This is a genomic window from Psychrobacter sp. CAM01, assembly GCF_032842965.1.
Taxonomy (GTDB): Bacteria; Pseudomonadota; Gammaproteobacteria; order Pseudomonadales; family Moraxellaceae; genus Psychrobacter; species Psychrobacter celer.
Genome location: NZ_JAWJBL010000008.1, coordinates 405819 through 419808 on the forward strand (window position 1 = coordinate 405819; position 13990 = coordinate 419808).

Annotated in this window: 11 protein-coding genes and 2 tRNA genes; 6 read left to right on the forward strand and 7 right to left on the reverse strand. The window is 48.4% G+C overall.

The features are described from left to right. Window positions 1-25 precede the first annotated feature (25 nt). From R0I52_RS05400 to R0I52_RS05415, 4 genes are all read right to left on the reverse strand, one after another. A complete protein-coding gene (locus R0I52_RS05400; RefSeq protein WP_317053486.1) occupies window positions 26-1654 on the reverse strand; it encodes a GMC family oxidoreductase in 1629 nt (542 codons plus the stop codon). A 194-nt stretch (window positions 1655-1848) separates the two neighbouring features. Beyond that, window positions 1849-2175 (reverse strand): DUF779 domain-containing protein, encoded by a 327-nt coding sequence (locus tag R0I52_RS05405; protein WP_075100601.1) that lies wholly within the window; start codon window positions 2173-2175, stop codon window positions 1849-1851. Window positions 2176-2551: 376 nt separating this feature from the next. Continuing rightward, on the reverse strand, window positions 2552-3580 hold the full coding sequence (gene adhP / locus R0I52_RS05410; RefSeq protein WP_317053487.1) for an alcohol dehydrogenase AdhP: 1029 nt from the start codon (window positions 3578-3580) through the stop codon (window positions 2552-2554). A 97-nt stretch (window positions 3581-3677) separates the two neighbouring features. After that, window positions 3678-5204, reverse strand: a complete 1527-nt coding sequence (locus R0I52_RS05415) for an aldehyde dehydrogenase family protein (RefSeq protein WP_317053488.1) — start codon at window positions 5202-5204, stop codon at window positions 3678-3680. Window positions 5205-5488: 284 nt separating this feature from the next. Here R0I52_RS05415 and R0I52_RS05420 point away from each other — a divergent pair, with 284 nt between their 5' ends. The 3 genes from R0I52_RS05420 (at window position 5489) to R0I52_RS05430 (ending at window position 8800) form a co-directional block, all read left to right on the forward strand. Beyond that, window positions 5489-7402, forward strand: a complete 1914-nt coding sequence (locus R0I52_RS05420) for an AAA family ATPase (RefSeq protein WP_317053489.1) — start codon at window positions 5489-5491, stop codon at window positions 7400-7402. A gap of 126 nt (window positions 7403-7528) precedes the next feature. Next, window positions 7529-8617, forward strand: coding sequence for a type I glyceraldehyde-3-phosphate dehydrogenase (locus tag R0I52_RS05425; RefSeq protein WP_317053779.1), 1089 nt, complete (start codon window positions 7529-7531; stop codon window positions 8615-8617). Between the two features lie 92 nt (window positions 8618-8709). After that, window positions 8710-8800: transfer RNA gene (locus R0I52_RS05430), tRNA-Ser, on the forward strand. Between the two features lie 127 nt (window positions 8801-8927). Here R0I52_RS05430 and R0I52_RS05435 read toward each other — a convergent pair. The 3 genes from R0I52_RS05435 to R0I52_RS05445 all read right to left on the reverse strand — a co-directional run bounded on the left by R0I52_RS05435 (window position 8928) and on the right by R0I52_RS05445 (window position 10616). Then, window positions 8928-9662 carry a hypothetical protein gene (locus tag R0I52_RS05435; protein ID WP_317053490.1) on the reverse strand — a complete coding sequence of 245 codons (735 nt, stop codon included), beginning with the start codon at window positions 9660-9662 and terminating at the stop codon, window positions 8928-8930. 346 nt (window positions 9663-10008) lie between these two features. Then, complete coding sequence (locus R0I52_RS05440) at window positions 10009-10338, reverse strand: CopG family transcriptional regulator (RefSeq protein ID WP_317053491.1); 330 nt, start codon at window positions 10336-10338, stop codon at window positions 10009-10011. 202 nt (window positions 10339-10540) lie between these two features. Beyond that, window positions 10541-10616, reverse strand: a tRNA-Asn gene (locus tag R0I52_RS05445). 618 nt (window positions 10617-11234) lie between these two features. Here R0I52_RS05445 and R0I52_RS05450 point away from each other — a divergent pair. From R0I52_RS05450 to betB, 3 genes are all read left to right on the forward strand, one after another. Then, window positions 11235-11579, forward strand: a complete 345-nt coding sequence (locus R0I52_RS05450; RefSeq protein ID WP_075100608.1) for a DMT family transporter — start codon at window positions 11235-11237, stop codon at window positions 11577-11579. Window positions 11580-11610: 31 nt separating this feature from the next. Continuing rightward, window positions 11611-12186, forward strand: coding sequence for a TetR/AcrR family transcriptional regulator (locus R0I52_RS05455; protein ID WP_317053492.1), 576 nt, complete (start codon window positions 11611-11613; stop codon window positions 12184-12186). Window positions 12187-12340: 154 nt separating this feature from the next. Then, complete coding sequence (gene betB, locus R0I52_RS05460) at window positions 12341-13852, forward strand: betaine-aldehyde dehydrogenase (protein WP_317053493.1); 1512 nt, start codon at window positions 12341-12343, stop codon at window positions 13850-13852. Window positions 13853-13990 lie beyond the last annotated feature (138 nt).

The following is a 13990-nucleotide window of genomic DNA, read 5'->3' on the forward strand; positions in this document are numbered from 1 at the left end:
AAACTCAAACTTTGAGGGTGTTGTGCTAAGCACTATGATGCTCAGCTTTAATCATATCAGCGACTTTCTCCGCTATCATAATCGTTGGCGCGTTGGTATTGGCGCTAATCAGTGTCGGCATGATGGAGGCGTCGACGACTCGTAATCCGCTGACACCGCGTACTTTTAATGCCAAATCCACGACTGAGCCATCATCTGCGCCCATGCGGCAAGTACCGACAGGATGGTAGATGGTGTCTGACTTGTTGCGGATAAAGCCGAGCATGCCGTCTTTTTTGATATAAGGCGCAGGGTAGTCCTCTGTGATGTAGGTGGCCATGGGAGCCTCTCGCATGATGGCGCGAGTGCGCTCGGCGCCCGCCACCATATATTCTACGTCTTTGGGGTGCGACAGATAATTGGGGTCGATCAACACGGCCTCTGCAGGGTCGGCCGATGCCAGACGGACAGTCCCTCGGCTCTCAGGGCGCAAGTAGCAAGTATGGCAGGAAACCGCAAATCCACGTTTGAGATCGCGGCCGTGCTCGATGACGCGTGAGATGACGAAGTGCAGTTGGATGTTGGGCCATTGTTTTGGGGCATCACCGACACTGAAGAAAGTGCCTGCTTCTGCGTAGTTGGTGGACAGTAGGCCGGTGCCATCTTTGCGCCATTGCCGAATGCTCTTGGCCAAGGTTGAGAGCGTCGCCATACCAATACCGATGACGTCGGTGGTATTGACCTCATAATCAAACACCACATCTAGATGGTCTTGTAAGTTACCGCCGACCTCGGGCGCATTCACGATTACCTCAATTCCGTGGGACTGTAGATGCTCGGCAGGGCCGATACCTGAGAGCATCAGTACTTTGGGTGAGCCAAAAGCGCCGCCTGATAGAATCACTTCATGGCGTGCCATGACGGTATGCTCGACGCCGTCTTTTTCATAAGCGACGCCAACGGCTTTTTTGTCTTCAAAGATAACGCGGTTGGCTTGAGCATGGGTAATGACGATGAGGTTTGGCCGGCTTTGTACTGGATGCAGGTAAGCGGCGGCGGCAGAGCAGCGCTGACCTTGTTTTTCACCATGAAAATGCGTGACTTGATATAAGCCTGCGCCGTCTTGTTTTTTGCCATTAAAGTCTGGGTTGTGATCTAAACCATTGGCGATAGCCGCTTTTACGAAGGCTTTGGAGATATCGCGCGGACTGAGCAAGTCACTGACGTGCAAAGGCCCGCTATCGCCATGTAGCGCATCTGCGCCATGGATGTTGTTTTCAGCTTTGATAAAGTAGGGGAGGACATCGTCAAACCCCCAGCCGGTACAGCCTTGCTCAACCCAGCGCTCATAATCAAGCGCACTGCCGCGCGTATAAATCATGGCATTGATGGCGGATGAGCCGCCCAAACACTGACCACGCGGTTGAAAGCCGCGTCGATTGTTTAAATGAGGTTGCGGTGTGGTGTGAAAGCACCAGTTATTAAGTTTTAGCGGCTTGCCTGGCACCATGAGGATAAGTCCAGCTGGCATACGAACCGCAAGGTCTTTGCCTGCGCCGCCGTACTCTAACAAGCAGACACGGATGTCTGGGTTTTCTGTCAGGCGGCTGGCAAGCACACAGCCTGCAGAGCCGCCACCGACGATGACGTAGTCAAAAATTGCATCTGATTCCATACGATATTTCCTTAGCTTCCATGCTAATTGAGCTGGGTGTGATGACCCAGACGATACAGACGTCAATCAGTATAGACCCAAAGTCATAGCGATGTTAAATGGTTTTTATCAGCAGATAGGTTTTTGACAGTTAGATTTTAGACTGTAGCAATATGACAGAGGCAATAATAATGTGTAGCATCGACGACTGCCAGCTATACCTTGCACACCTCAGAGCGTACGATAAAGCGCTTGCCCTCAGGTATCTCCAGCGAAAAACTGGCGCCGCGACCATCGACCACATCGATGATAAGGTCGGTGTGTTGCCATAACTGATACTGGGCTTTGCCCATATAAAAAGGACATCCTGCCAGCTGGCCGACCAAAACATCTTGGCCGCCTACGACAAACTCGCCTAAGGGGTAACACATCGGCGAGCTGCCATCGCAGCAGCCACCAGACTGATGAAACATCAGCTCGCCATGCTTGGATTTTAGTAAGTCGATCAGTGCTTTACAAGATGGGGTAGCAGTGACTTTCATCATGATGTCCTTATCATTGGTGGCGTGTCTTGACTGAATAAACTGGGTAAATTGTTTAACTATCTATATAAAATCAGAGGCATATAAAAAGTCGTACCCTCTTCATTCACACCAAAGATAGCATGTGAGTGAAAACGATACGACTAAGAGGGCTAAATAAAATACAACAAGCCAGTGCTGCGCTAAAAGAGAACCAGCCTAAAGCAGCACAGCTCTATCATATAGTCGATTTCCAATAAAACAGATACATTATATGTCAACGTGGAACTGGTATAAATTTTCCTTGCGTGCTGTGCCTGCGCCGACAGAGGCTGCGTAAAATTTATCCCAGTCCCACTATATCGTTTTTATACTGAACTCAGTATACCTCACGAGCCTACATGCTATAGTCAATGACGATGCGACCTTCGATTTTGCCATCACGCATCCGCGCAAAGATATCATTGATATTTTCAAGTGGCTCAGCCGCGACGGTGGCCTTGACCTTGCCTGCCGCTGCCATGTCTAGCGACTCTTGTAAGTCTAGGCGCGTACCGACGATCGAGCCGCGAATAGTAATGCCATTTAACACGGTATCAAAGATAGAGACAGGGAAGTCGCCCGTTGGTAAGCCGTTACACACCAAGGTACCACCGCGGCGGAGCATGCTTAGTGCTTGGTCAAAGGCTTTGGCCGATACTGCTGTCACAAGAGCGCCATGAGCGCCGCCGATCTGTTCTTGGAGATACTCGCCAGGATCGGTGTCTTTGGCATTGACGATGACTTTGGCGCCCAGCTTTTTGGCAAATTCAAGCTTCTCATCGTCGATATCGACCGCCGCGACATTAAGGCCCATGGCAATGGCGTACTGAACGGCCATGTGTCCAAGTCCGCCGATACCTGAGATCACCACCCAGTCGCCAGGCTTGGTATCCGTCATTTTAAGACCTTTGTAGACGGTGACACCCGCGCACAGCACAGGGGCAATCTCGATAGAGTCGACGCCTTCAGGGATGATGCCGACATAGTTGGCATCGGCCAAGACATACTCGGCAAAACTGCCATTTACTGAGTAGCCAGAGTTTTCTTGCTGTTCGCAGAGTGTCTCCCAGCCGCCTAGGCAATGCGTACAGTGACCACAGGCAGAGTAGAGCCAAGGCACACCGACGCGGTCACCCTCTTTGACATGGTGGACGTTGTCGCCGACAGCTGTGATCAATCCGACGCCTTCATGGCCTGGGATAAATGGCGGATTTGGTTTGACAGGCCAGTCGCCTTCGACAGCGTGTAAGTCAGTATGACAGACGCCAGAAGCTTGCATTTTTACCACAATCTGACCGGCACCTGGGGTTGGGATATCCACTTCTTCAATCTGTAAAGGTTGTCCGAACTCATGTAGTACGGCCGCTTTCATTTTATTACTCACGTTGCATTCTCCTTATCGCAGATGGTGAGTTGATAGATATGGTATCTATCAACTCATTACTTTATGGCGGCTGCCATAAAGTGCATGACAGACAGGTTTAAAAGAAGCCCATCTTTTTGTGACTATAAGAGACCAGCATGTTCTTGGTTTGCTGATAATGGTCGAGCATCATTAGATGGTTTTCGCGGCCGATACCTGATTGCTTGTAGCCACCGAAGGCCGCATGTGATGGATAAATGTGATAGCAGTTGGTCCAGACGCGGCCCGCTTGGATACCATGGCCAAAGCGATACGCCTTATGTACACTACGAGTCCAGACGCCAGCGCCTAGACCATATAAGGTATCGTTAGCGATTTTCATGGCTTCGTCGTCGTCTTTAAACTTTGTGACGGCAAGCACAGGCCCAAAGATTTCTTCTTGGAACACGCGCATGTCATTGGTGCCCTCAAAGATGGTTGGCTGTACATAATGACCATCGCCCAGCGCGCCATCATGTTTGGCTTGTTCGCCGCCGACCAATACCTTTGCGCCTTCTTGCTTACCGATATCCAGATAAGAGAGGATTTTTTCTAATTGGTCTGAGCTGGCTTGCGCGCCAATCATGGTATCAGTATCTAGCGGGTTGCCCATCTTGATGGCCTTGACGCGCTCGATACAGCGTTGCATAAATTCATCATAGATACTCTCATGCACCAGTGCGCGTGACGGACACGTACAGACCTCGCCTTGGTTGAGGGCAAACATGACCAGACCTTCGACCGCTTTGTCCAAGAAGTCATCGTCTTCATCCATCACATCGGCAAAGAAGATGTTGGGGCTTTTACCGCCCAGCTCTAGCGTCACAGGAATGATGTTTTCACTGGCGTACTGCATGATGAGGCGGCCGGTTGTGGTCTCACCAGTAAAGGCGACTTTATTGATGCGCGGGTTAGAGGCCAGTGGTTTACCAGCTTCAACGCCAAAGCCATTGACGATGTTTAGTACGCCCTTTGGCAAGATGTCAGCGATACCGATGGTCTCTAGCATAAATAGCACGGACGCTGGCGTTTGCTCAGCTGGCTTCATGACGATACAGTTACCAGCAGCGAGGGCGGGGGCGATTTTCCACACTGCCATCAGGATAGGAAAGTTCCATGGGATGATCTGTCCGACCACGCCTAGTGGCTCATGGAAATGATAAGCAACGGTGTCTTCATCGATCTGGCTGATGCCGCCCTCTTGGGCGCGAATGGCACTGGCAAAGTAGCGAAACTGATCGATAGCCAGCGGGATATCTGCCATCAAAGTCTCACGCACAGGCTTACCGTTTTCGTAGCATTCGGCGATAGCGATGGCTTCGAGGTTGGCTTCCATCTTGTCTGCGATTTTGAGGAGCAGGTTGGCGCGTTCAGCGACACTGGTTTTGCCCCAAGCGTCTTTGGCGGCATGCGCGGCATCGAGTGCTTTTTCTATATCGGCTTCTTTTGAGCGGGCCACTTGGCAGATAATTTTGCCATCGATGGGGCTTGGGTTGTCAAAGTATTCACCATCGATGGGGGCCACCCACTCACCATTGATGAAGTTGTCGTATTTTTTGCGGAATTGGACGGGGCTGTTTTCAGTATTGGGATAGGCGTATAACATGAACGACTCCTTGTTGGGTATTATGATGGTTGAAACATAAATATTTGGCCTTCCTGACCAAGTTATGACTCTATCGTACTGAGCTTTGGCGTTGAGAGATAATGACTTTTTATAATGATATAATTTGTATCACATAACTTTATGTTATGCGATTAGCGCCTGTTAAAGTGCTTTGTAAAGTGAGTGCAACTGTTATAATTAAATGGCAGTGCCGTACACTTAGTTGCGATGCCATGCGGTGTTTTTACTTCCTATTTTCTTTTATTACTTATTGGTTTGGATATATGCGTCAATCTTCTGCTCTTAATATTTTAAAAACAGGTCAAAACGTTTTTTTGACTGGATCGGCAGGGTCGGGTAAGACTTATACTCTTAACCAATATATTGATTATTTGCGCGCGCGCCGTGTGCCAGTGGCGGTCACGGCCAGTACAGGCATTGCAGCGACGCACATGAGCGGCACCACCATTCATAGCTGGTCAGGAATAGGCATCAAAGATGAGCTGACGGAGCGCGATTTGAGTAATTTATCGCGCAAGCAGTTTTTGGCAGATCGCCTAAAAGAGACAGCGGTACTTATCATCGATGAGATATCGATGCTGCATGCCAAGCAGCTAAACTTAGTCAATCAAGTGCTCAAACACGTGCGCAAAAACGACAGTGCTTTTGGTGGTATCCAAGTGGTTGTTGCCGGCGACTTTTTTCAGCTGCCACCGATTGGCAGTCGCGGCGAGAGTAACCGTGAAAAGTTTGCCTTTATGTCTGAGGCATGGCTCGATGCCAAGTTTCATATTTGCTATCTGTCTGAGCAGCATCGTCAAGTGAGCGAGGCGGCCAATGGCGGACTGGATTTGGATGACATTCTCAACCAAATTCGCCGTCAGGAAGTCACCTTTGAGGCGATTGCGGCACTAGAGGCGACCTATGATCAAGACGTCGATATCAAGCGCACCCGACTGTATACTCACAATCTCAACGTCAATAAAATCAACGACAAAGAGTTGGCCGCCTTAGATGGTGAGATGATGCGTTTTGAGGCGACCTCGACGGGCGATAGTAAGCTGGTTGACACTCTCAAAAAGACCGTGCGTACCCAAGATGAGCTGACGCTCAAAGTCGGCGCTAAGGTGATGTTTATCAAAAATAACACCGAGCTTGGCGTCTCGAATGGCACCATGGGGGAGCTGGTTGGCTTTGCCGCTGTCAAGATAGACGATGGTAAAGGCAATAGCGAAGCCTTAATTGAAGAAGTCGATGCAGACGATGACGCAGAGACGGCCAAAAAGACAGATACGTCAGACAAGCAGACGGCAAAAACCAAAAAGTCCACCACGCAAAAAATGCCTGTGGTGCGGTTAAACTCAGGCCGTGAGGTCGTCGCTGAGACAGAAGAGTGGATCATCGAAGATGAAACAGGGGAGGTGCTGGCAAGCTACAGCCAAGTGCCGCTTTGTCTGGCTTGGGCAATCACCATTCACAAGTCGCAAGGCATGACTCTAGAGGCCGCAGAGATTGATCTGTCGCGCACTTTTGAGCTGGGTCAAGGCTATGTAGCGCTCTCACGCCTCAAGTCGCTAGCAGGGCTGCAGCTACTTGGTATGAATGAGATGAGTCTGCAGTTAGATCCACTCGCGCGCGGGGCGGACAAGCGGTTTTTGGCGCTCTCCGAAGAAGCGGATGCCAACTATGCCATGCTCAATGAAGAGAGTCTGACACAGGCGCATGACAAGTTTATCTTAAAATCGGGCGGTACGCTGAATCAATCAGTGATTGATGCTTATGCGGCGCTACAAAAAAAGCGCCGTGAGCAGCAGCAAGCAAAGATTGACAAAAAACAAAAACGCCGCAACCAAGTCGCTGATAAGTCCCAAAGTACCTTGTTGGCAACCAAAACGCTCCTCGAAGAGAGTTTGTCTATCGCTGAGATATCACAAGCGCGGCAGCTGTCGCAATCTACCATCATGCGCCATATTGCAGAGTTAAAAGCGCAGGACCCAAGCTTAGCCTGTGATCATCTGCGCCCAGATGATGAGGTGATGACGGCAGTAGGTACCGCTTATATCGCGATCAAAGTCGCCAACAATCCCAATGACTTTAATGATGATGGCAGTGTTAAGCTGCGCCCAATCTTTGAGCATCTCAAGCAGCGTATCGATTACAACACCATTCGTCTGGCCTTGATTTTTATTACCCCATAGGGCTGGGCGATGATGTGATATCGTCTCAGTGATTTGCCGTGTTTTTTATCTTTATAGCGATATGTTTTTATGCCTGATTTTTCTAGCGCCACTTATCAACTGACCTCTGATCCAGCCGTCGCCGCGATGTCTTATACAGGCGAGCATACCCAGCCATTACGAGTGGCGATTAATGGTTTTGGCCGTATCGGGCGTAATGTACTGCGCGCCTTATTAGAACGTTTTGAGGTCTTGGGTCGTGCGATTCATGTGGTGGCAATTAATGACTTGGCACCTGCTGATATTTTATTGCATTTATTAAAGTTTGATAGTGCGCATGGCCGCTTAAGTCAGCTGGGCGTGGCAGCTGAGCTGGTGGTAGCCAGTACGGATGATAATAAAACCCAGCTGTGCCTGACCAAAAACAGTCTGACTTACTGTATCAATATGCTCTCAGAGCCGGATCCTAAGAGCCTGCCATGGCAAGCGTTGGGGGTCGATGTGGTACTGGAGTGTACGGGGCACTTTCGCTCTTATGAGCAGGCGCATCTGCATATCGAGGCAGGTGCGCAGCAGGTCATCATTGGTGCAGCGCCTTTCGATGATGTCGATGCCTGTATCGTGATGGGCGTCAACAGTGATACCTTGACGCGGGCGCTACCGATTATCTCGAGCGTCTCATGTACCACCCAAGCGCTGGTACCGCTGATCGATACCCTTGATAGGGCCTTTGGCGTCACCTCCGCGATGATGACAGAGATTCATGCAGTCACCGCTGACCAGACTGTGCTTGATCAAGCGCACCGAGATCCAAGACGTGCCCGTGCCTCAGGTCATAACATCATACCTACGACCTCGAGCAGTATCGCTGCGACCGAGCGTGTATTACCAGCGATGGTCGGCAAGGTCAATGGTCACTCTATCCGTGTACCTACCATCACCGTTGCAGCGATTGATGTGACCTTTGTCTTTGACACCCAGCCTGTCAGCACTGAGGCGATTCGTGATGTGCTGACAGCCGCCAGCGACGGTCATTTGCGTGATATCATGGCCTACACTGATGAGCCACTGGTCTCCAGCGACTTTATCCATCAGACCGAGTCGCTTATTATTGACGGTCAGCAGCTAATGCAGGTCGGTACGCAGTACAAGGTTTTTGCTTGGTACGACAACGAGTGGGGCTATGCCAATAGACTGCTTGATATGTGTTTGCACTTGGCCTCCAGCGGTCATTAAATTCGTGATTTGTACCCATCGAAAAATTAATTTAATTTTTTTAGATTATCTGCTTGCATTATGAAATGATATCTATATAATGATGCACCAACGGAGACGTGGCAGAGCGGTTGAATGCACCGGTCTTGAAAACCGGCAAGGGTTCATAGCCCTTCGAGAGTTCGAATCTCTCCGTCTCCGCCAGATTCGAAAAGCCCCAATCAGAAATGATTGGGGTTTTTTTATGGGCGTGTATCAGCGCGGTTTATCACTTAAATAATGACAAGAGAGTGCTTATTACTTTTTTGCCAGTCTCTTACCTAGTGGCGTTTTATTTGACTAAAGACTCGTCAAACTCAACGCGTTGACCATCTGCTAGTGTCAACGTCCCTTCGCTAATCTCAATAGTCATGTCTCTGGTGTTTCTGATAGCACGCATGACATTGATGTCCTCAATGCTACTCTCGATGATAATTTTGCCAGATTGCTCAGGTTTGATAGCAGGCTCAAACACAGTCAACGGGACATTAAAGCGCTTGCCTTGGGTCAAAGCGATGTCTTTCATCATCAATGTACCCTTAAAGCTATCGATGGCGACTTCGCCGTGGTTGGATAGCATAAACTGGAGCTTTACTTGGTTTAAGCTGTCGCTGTCACTACTTTTGACTGGCAAGAGCGCCACAGGGTAGTGTTGCGCATTGGCTCTGGCCACTTGCTGACTTTTTATGATGGGGCTTTTCTTGCCTGTGGGATTATTGGGATGCAAGCGCTCATATTCACGCTGTTGTATCAAGGCTTGTTTGATCGTAATACGCGGCATCGCACCAGACTCATAGGCGCCGCTGAGCTTCATGCGTAGCATATAGCGACTGAGCAGCTGCTGATCGGTCTTAGGCAGTTGCTCAAAAGTATCGCCGAGTTTTTTTTGCCACTGATCAGAGTTGGTCGGAATGGTCTTTTTGCTAGGATCTGCCTGCGGCTGTGAGCACGCAGAGAGAGCAGGTAATAATGCCAATGCCATCGTTAACAATAATGCTTGGTTAAAACGCGGGTATAAACCTCCCATCGTACACCTCCGTGTCAGTTTGTTTTGCACCAACGACGGTGATTGTCATCGGCTTTTTTTATGAGTAGGGCTGGTTTTAATATAGCTTGTTTTTTTGGGTGTTGTGTTGGATTATGGCTAAAGACTGTGTGCGGGCGACAACTATCATTTGGCGCACAAAAAAGACTGAGCGCCATGAATGGGCAAGCTCAGTCTTTTGGTACGCAGCCTATCTACACAGTTCATCATTAAGAAAGCGGTTTTTTATACTGTCGCTTATGTATCGTCGCTTACATATTGTCGTCGATTATATATTGCTGTCTATATAGTCAGCAGTATATCGAATCGGCTTTCTTAATCATCTCTGCTAATCTTCGTTTTGTAGCTCGGATAGGGGGCGGGAGATGTTGTTATTGTGAGTCACCACGATGGCCTCATCGATGATGTGTTGACTGACGCCGCGCTTGCGCAGAGACTCGATAAACACTTCATCATGCGCTAAGGTGTAATCCTGATGATCACGATCAAGCCCTTGACGAATGTATAGGCGAATCAGCCCTTGAATACGCTTAAAGCCCAGCTCTTTTGAGGTGGTCTCTAATAATGCGATCATCTCTTCAGACAGCCGAATACTGACCGGGCGCATGATTTTTTGCGGATGGTCAGAAAACTTATTTTTTACACGTACAGGTATCATAATAAACCATTATTTCTAGTGAGTAGGAGTAAAATATTCAGACAAAACGAACCCAAGCAAACTACTCTTACCATACAACAAAATCGGCCAAATGAACACCGCAGCGGTATTTATATAACTGATTTAATAAGAGAATTGTCTGAGCCAAAAATGACGGCCATAAAAAAACCTTCATCAAATAATGATGAAGGTTTTTCGTATATGGCTCTCCAACCTGGGCTCGAACCAGGGACACACGGATTAACAGTCCGTTGCTCTACCAACTGAGCTATTGGAGAATAAGCTGTTATAACGGTAAATATGACAAGCTAAAAGTAATTGCTGTCTGCGTTATGTGGGGCACATTTTAGCCAAGTCGTTATAGGCTGTCAACCTTATTTTGACATTATTTGCAAATATTCTTTGGTCGTTGTGAAATTTGACTGCCAGCTCTCATTCCTTGGCGCATTTTAGTGATAAAAATGATCCTAATATGTCATAAGCGTACCTCAGAATGAGGTGTTTATGAAATGGCGTGTTAGGGCGGATAGGTCTGGGTATAGGTAGGCTTGATAGCATGTTTTTTTTGTTAAATTCTTCATCTACCTACGGCGTGCAACAAAAAAATATCAGCGATACGCTACTTTTATTTATGGTTTAAGTAATCTGCTGTCAGCGTTGGTTATCAAGCCTTTGCGGGTAATTTGATTAGACAACTTGGCTATCTTTTTGAATATAAAAGCAATCTGTACATCGCTTGAAACAAAAAAAACTGCTGGGCTGCCCTTCACATTGCTGGATTATTTCTATAAAATACCGACCGTGTGGTTTCTTTGGGGGCTACATTCTATTATTTATTGCTTATCCATTTCACTCAATCAAGCGTGTACGCTGGATTTAACACAGGTGTTTTAGCTATGAGTCCTACCATCATTGCTTACGGTTATCTCGCCATCGCTATCATTTGTGAAGTGGTGGGCACGACCTTTTTGGTCAAGTCAGAGCAATTTACCCGTTTGGTGCCGACCTTGATTATGGGCGTGCTTTATGCCATCTCGTTTTATTTATTGACCCAGACCATCAAGACCATACCACTTGGCATCGCCTATGCGCTGTGGGGCGGTCTAGGTATCGTACTGACCTCACTGGTCGGGGTGTTCTTTTTTAAGCAAAGTCTCGATACCGCCGCGGTGATTGGCATTGCAATGATAGTCGGCGGCGTGGTGGTTATGAACGTATTGTCAAACTCGGTGGTGCACTGACAGGTAGGTAAAAATGAACATGGACACAAAAATGGAAACACAAAACGCGCATAAACGTAAAAAACAGCCAGAGCTGGTGCGGCGGGCGCTGCTCGATCAAGCAGCGCGTATCACGCTAGAGCAGGGCTTGTCTAAAGTGACCTTTCAAGCGGTGGCAGATGCCGTCGGCGTGACCAAAGGCGGAGTGATGCATCACTTTGCTACCAAGGACGCGCTTATCTTAGAGGTATTTTATGATGCGATGGCCAAGTTTGAGGCAGAAGTCAATGCCGCCATGGCAAAAGATCCGGTCAGCTACGGCTCGTTTACCCGTGCTTATATCGATGCCACTATTAGCTTGGGCGAAAAAGGGCAGGCAGAGTTTAATAGCCAAGCGACCTTGTATGTGTTGATGCTAGGAGACCGGATGCTACGCGAACGCTGGGCTGAGTGGTCAAATGAGCAGCTAAAAAAACATGCCGCTACCGATAATACTGAAACGCTATGTATGGTACGTCTGGTCGCCGATGGTATTTGGCTCTCTGACTTTTCGGGTATCGATATCTCGGACAAGGCCTCAATACGTGAGCGCTTGATAAATATGACGCAGCAAGACTTTGATCAATAACCTTGATAAACAGCTTTGATAAATGACTTTGACCAATAACTTGATAAACAGCTTTGGTCAATAACACGCACACAAGAAATTTAACCTTTAACCCATGACGGCATGATTTACTGAACGCTTTTTTATAAAGCTTTAGTCGCCCTAAGGAGAACTTATGACAACTACTACAAATCCAAGTAGCTTAAAAGATATTATCGACTTAACACAAACGCAGACCGCCTATATTAACGGCCGCTATCTGGCTGTCGATGACTCTTTAACGACTTTTGAAGATATTAATCCAGCGACGGGTGAGGTGCTGGCGACCATTCAGCAGACCACAACTGAGCAAATAGATGAAGCGGTAGAAGCCGCGCAACAAGGGCAAAAACTATGGGCAGCGATGACCGCAGTTGAGCGCGGCCGTATTTTGTCAAAGGCAGTAGAAATATTGCGTGAGCGCAATGACGTACTGGCATTGCTTGAAACCAAGGACACCGGTAAAGCCTACTCTGAGACTAAGTATGTCGATATCGTCACTGGTGCCGATGTCGTTGAATACTACGCTGGGCTTGCGCCAATGATTGAGGGCCGTCAGATTCCGCTACGTGATAGCAGTTTTGTCTATACGCGCCGTGAGCCACTCGGCGTCGTCGCTGGTATCGGCGCATGGAACTATCCGATTCAGATCGCCATGTGGAAGGCTGCGCCAGCGTTGGCCGCTGGTAACGCGATGATTTTTAAACCTTCAGAAGTCACGCCATTAACGGCGCTAAAACTGGCAGAGATCTTTACTGAGGCGGGCATGCCAGATGGCGTATTTAACGTCGTACAAGGGGATTATAAAGTAGGTCAAGCATTAACTGAGCATCCCGATATCGCCAAAGTCTCGTTTACAGGCGGGGTGCCAACGGGCAAAAAAGTTATGGCAAGTGCGGCATCATCGTCGCTCAAAGACGTAACCTTAGAGCTGGGCGGTAAGTCGCCATTGATTATCTTTGAGGATGCCGATATCGATATGGCAGCGGATATCGCCATGATGGCGAACTTCTATAGCACCGGTCAGGTCTGTACCAATGGCACGCGTGTATTTATACCAAAAGCGCTACAAGCCAAGTTTGAAGAAGCGATTTTGACGCGGGTTAAACGTATCAAGCTCGGTGATCCGATGGATGAAGATATCAATATGGGGCCGCTAGTGAGCTTCCCGCATATGGAGCGAGTGCTCGGTTATATCGAACAAGGTAAAGAGGGCGGCGCGCGTTTATTAGCGGGCGGTGAGCGAGTGACCACAGATAAGCTGGCCGACGGTGCCTTTGTTGCGCCAACGGTGTTTACCGATTGCACCGATGATATGACTATCGTGCGTGAGGAAATCTTTGGCCCAGTGATGTCGATATTGACTTATGAGAGCGAAGAAGAAGTGATTCGCCGTGCCAATGATACCGAGTACGGCTTGGCGGCAGGGGTGGTAACCAAAGATCTAACCCGCGCGCATCGCGTCATCGGACAGATTGAGGCGGGTATCTGCTGGTTAAATACCTGGGGCGAGTCGCCTGCGCAAATGCCAGTTGGTGGTTATAAGCATTCAGGTATCGGCCGCGAAAATGGCATCGAAGCCCTTGAACATTATACGCAGACCAAATCTATCCAAGTAGAGCTAGGTGAGTTTGAATCGGTATTTTAATGGTTTATTAACTGCCTGTTTTTTAACTATCTGTTTTAACCACCTGTTTTAACTACCTATTTTAAGATACAAAGAAAGCTGTCGTTAGTAAGCACGTCATGTCGGTAAATACGCCGGCATGACGTGAGCTTACTGATG

Coding starts and splice junctions, on each gene's coding strand:
- R0I52_RS05400 (WP_317053486.1), bottom strand. CDS start 1,654: ATGGAATCAGATGCAATTTTTGACTACGTCATCGTCGGTGGCGGCTCT.
- R0I52_RS05405 (WP_075100601.1), bottom strand. CDS start 2,175: ATGAAAGTCACTGCTACCCCATCTTGTAAAGCACTGATCGACTTACTA.
- R0I52_RS05415 (WP_317053488.1), bottom strand. CDS start 5,204: ATGTTATACGCCTATCCCAATACTGAAAACAGCCCCGTCCAATTCCGC.
- R0I52_RS05420 (WP_317053489.1), top strand. CDS start 5,489: ATGCGTCAATCTTCTGCTCTTAATATTTTAAAAACAGGTCAAAACGTT.
- R0I52_RS05425 (WP_317053779.1), top strand. CDS start 7,529: ATGTCTTATACAGGCGAGCATACCCAGCCATTACGAGTGGCGATTAAT.
- R0I52_RS05435 (WP_317053490.1), bottom strand. CDS start 9,662: ATGGGAGGTTTATACCCGCGTTTTAACCAAGCATTATTGTTAACGATG.
- R0I52_RS05440 (WP_317053491.1), bottom strand. CDS start 10,338: ATGATACCTGTACGTGTAAAAAATAAGTTTTCTGACCATCCGCAAAAA.
- R0I52_RS05450 (WP_075100608.1), top strand. CDS start 11,235: ATGAGTCCTACCATCATTGCTTACGGTTATCTCGCCATCGCTATCATT.
- R0I52_RS05455 (WP_317053492.1), top strand. CDS start 11,611: ATGGAAACACAAAACGCGCATAAACGTAAAAAACAGCCAGAGCTGGTG.
- betB (WP_317053493.1), top strand. CDS start 12,341: ATGACAACTACTACAAATCCAAGTAGCTTAAAAGATATTATCGACTTA.